This window comes from Roseovarius sp. MBR-51 (assembly GCF_053628575.1).
Map to the genome: position 1 here is coordinate 1 of NZ_JBRJGQ010000056.1, position 3,328 is coordinate 3,328.

A 3,328-nucleotide genomic window follows, 5' to 3' on the forward strand; every position below is an offset into this window, starting at 1 on the left:
CTGCGCGCCAAGTTCGAGCAATGGCATCCGGCGTTGAAGCCTTCGTCCGAAACCGAAATGGCTGCATGATTGCCCCACACTTTACGGTACTCTCCCTTCAGGTCTTTGACCTTCTCGCTCTTGTTGATAATGGTCTCAATGACGTTGTCGCCCAAGGCACGCCAGCCTTCGATGCGTTCAACAGCGGCCATCGCTTCAGGGTTATCCATGATCTTGCGAAGGGTTTCGTTATCCACGTTGACCAGCAGGGCACTTTCCCATTTCCGGGCCAGCAGCGTCGCAGATGTCCCCGCCATTGCGATGTCGAGGATACCGCCCGCGTCAACCTGGTACATGTTCGCGCCGTCATAGGCGAGCACCGGCAGGAACGACACAAGCTCCTTCACAGCGTTCTCTGGGTTGGCTTCGTTGGGTGACAGGCCGATCCCATATTCGGACAACTGCCGCAGGGCACGCGTTGGCGCGAAGTCGAACACAAAGCACACGGGCTTCAGGATTTCTTCTTCATGCGGGTTGTCCCCGTTGGGGTTCTTGATGGACCAGGGCGACTGCACACGGAATGCCGCCTGAAAATATGTCTCGGGAGATTTCAGGTTTCGCAGCATGAGGATGGATGACCACTGCTTGACCGTGACACCCGTAGTCAGCTTACCGCACGACAAGGTTATGCTCTTGCTATCGAAGCCGCTTCCGATCGCCCGTCGCACGGGAGGCAGCGCTTCAAGCCCTATCCCGGCGGCCGCCCCGGCAGCGCTGATGACCTTGTACTCATGCCAGAACGTGTTCTGGCGCTCAGTCAGTAGGTTTTCCATTGCGTGACAGGCCGCCACGTTCGGCAAAAACCAGAACGAGTGTTGCAGGTAGGGCAAAAGCCGCACGTCAGAATAGGGGAACGGCGGGCGGGTTCCAGTCTTTAGGCTATCTACCGCGCCTGGTGCATACTGCCCTCGGATGATGTCCAGCCATTTTTGAACGTCACTCTTGTGCTTGAACTGCGCTTTGCTTCCGGTCCCCGTGGCGGCAAAGAACTCGTTCAGATCGAACTCGTCAAACTCTCCGGCGCTGGCAATGGCCAGCAGCTCGTCGGGCATCTGATAGGTCAATAGCCTCATCTGCGGCAGGGAACCGTAAGGGTTCCACTGATCTGGGTGAGCGGCAGCAAAGGCCGCTTTTGCCCGTTGCTCGTCGGTGTAGGTCCAGTTGAAAATCTGTTCTTCGATGAACTCGCCCGTGGACAAGGCCTTGAATGGAGTCCCTGACAGATAAAGATAAGCCTTTGTCGTGATTGGCAGAAACTCGGTTTCAGGTTCCAGCGGCTCTTGCAGGTCCGCGATCCGGTCCTTCAGCTTTTTGGCGTCTTCAAGCCGGGCTTCTTCGCGGGCGATCTCATCTTCTTCCCCTGCGAACAACTCTTTCGCTGTCTCGCGCCATGCGCCGAAATGGTATTCATCAAAGACGACTAGGTCCCAGTTTTCGGTGTGGAGCCATTCATTCTTGGCCTTGATGTTGCCGCGTGCATCGCGGCCCAGAAGGTCCTGAAACGAGCCGAAATAGACGACAGGTTTGTTTCGGTCGATCTGTGTCGGGTCGCCGCCGGTCTTGACTGACAGATATTGCCAGCCGTCAAAATCTGCGTGGTTTTCCAGATCGCTTTGCCAGGCGTCTTCGACGGCTGGCTTGAAGGTTACCACCAGCACGCGTTTCGCCCCCATCTTCTTGGCGAGCTGATACGAGGTGAAGGTCTTGCCGAAGCGCATTTTGGCGTTCCACAAGAAGCGTGGAACGGCGTGCATGTCCTCTTCCCAGCGGGAATGATAGTAGGCGTGGGTTTGCCTGACAGCCTCTGCCTGTTCCCGGCGCATGGGAAAGGTTTGATGGTGCGTGCCGCTGAACCGCAGGCCGGTGCGCAGCTCTGACAGCACAGTATGGACATCGGCCAGGGTGCAGCGCATCCATTCCAGGCTTGTGTTCTCGATCCCCTTACGGATCAGCGCGGCGCGCACCTCGTGATCGGTAAAGATGGTGCCATCATCGCGTTCAGCGGGTTCGTTCAGCTCAATCTGGAAATTGGTGATTGCTGCTGTGCGCAGTTGTTCGGCGACTCGCTTCTTCACATCCCTCGTGGTCTGGCCGACCTTCAGCAGGCCTTCATGGGCCTCATCCGCGATGGAATAAGCATAGATGCAGGGCCGCGCTTCCGGCTTTGGGGAGAGAATGTCGTCGATGGTGGGCTTATGCATCTTCGCCGGCCATTGGACGGATCATTTTTTGAATAAATTCAATTTCTTCGTTCGTGATACTGTATTTTTTATACAAGATATCATCGGTCCACATCTTATCCCACGATTGTTGAGGGACCCATGAATAAGTTGAACGCAACGCGTGCTGCGTAATCTTCCTTAGTGACACTAGAAACCGGAATAGACGAGTTCTAGTATAACTTTGAAGACTACTCGCTTCCAGATTGCTCGCCAGTGGCCCCGCAACTAGATAGGTCTGAGTGCAGACAGAAGCAGGTGGCGCAATTATGGAAGGCCCCAAAACTAGCGCTGGTACGGCTCCGCGTTCGCCATAGGCCTCAGGCAGGAGCACTTTCCACGCATCGATCAGATGTGTGTTCTTGATGATTTTAGATCGAGCGGTGTGGCCTATTTCGCGGCGTCCACGGCTCGTCAGATACAACTCAACCGATCCATCAAAGGGTTGCATTTTATATTCAGAAAAGTTTGTCGCCAATCCAAAAGGAGTGTCAGCGCTAATCATTAAATCCATCGTTGGCTCAGCGTGGTGCTGTATCCGTTTCAGGATATCGAGCGCACGATGGTCGCGGATAAAAATATCATGAGCACTAAGGTCCCTACTTATGGTCGGATGACGCTCCTCTCCTTGAATTAGCGTGTATTGCGCATCGCCTTGGTGTTCTCGATTCCACAAGAAGTAGCCGACCCCACCCTCGAAATCGACGCCCGGGAATGCTGTAGACATCTTGGTATAGTCTACTAGGTGACTAATGTGCTGGTCTGCAAGCATAGTTTTTCGAAAGTCGTTCATGCCTCTTCCGCCCGCCATCCAGCGCGAAGGAATAACCATGCTAAGGTATCTAGGTTCGAGCTGCATCGCTTGTTCCACGAAAAGATGGTAAATTGAGGAGTCACTTGTGCCTCCTGCACCACCTTTCATTTGGTAAGGAGGATTGCCGATTATCACGTCAAACTGCATTTTGGCTCCAAATAGCTGTCAACGGCGGAGTAAAATTCGGCCATTGTGGCGGAGCAAAAGTCGGCCAGTTTGGGGCGAGCGCCTTGGAGCGTGCGGCCCTCATATAGCA

Annotated in this window: 2 protein-coding genes; both read right to left on the bottom strand. The window is 54.6% G+C overall.

Annotation, left to right across the window (positions count from 1 at the left end; translation table 11 throughout):
• A partial coding sequence (locus tag ACSSVY_RS22635; protein ID WP_454272289.1) for a DEAD/DEAH box helicase family protein occupies window positions 1-2,240 on the bottom strand: 2,240 nt, incomplete at its 3' end.
• Complete coding sequence (locus tag ACSSVY_RS22640) at window positions 2,233-3,219, bottom strand: Eco57I restriction-modification methylase domain-containing protein (RefSeq protein WP_454272291.1); 987 nt, start codon at window positions 3,217-3,219, stop codon at window positions 2,233-2,235. The genes ACSSVY_RS22635 and ACSSVY_RS22640, both read right to left, overlap by 8 nt.
• Window positions 3,220-3,328: the final 109 nt, after the last annotated feature.

Excerpts from the sequence above, each read along its gene's own strand:
- ACSSVY_RS22640 (WP_454272291.1), bottom strand. The coding sequence starts at position 3,219 with ATGCAGTTTGACGTGATAATCGGCAATCCTCCTTACCAAATGAAAGGT.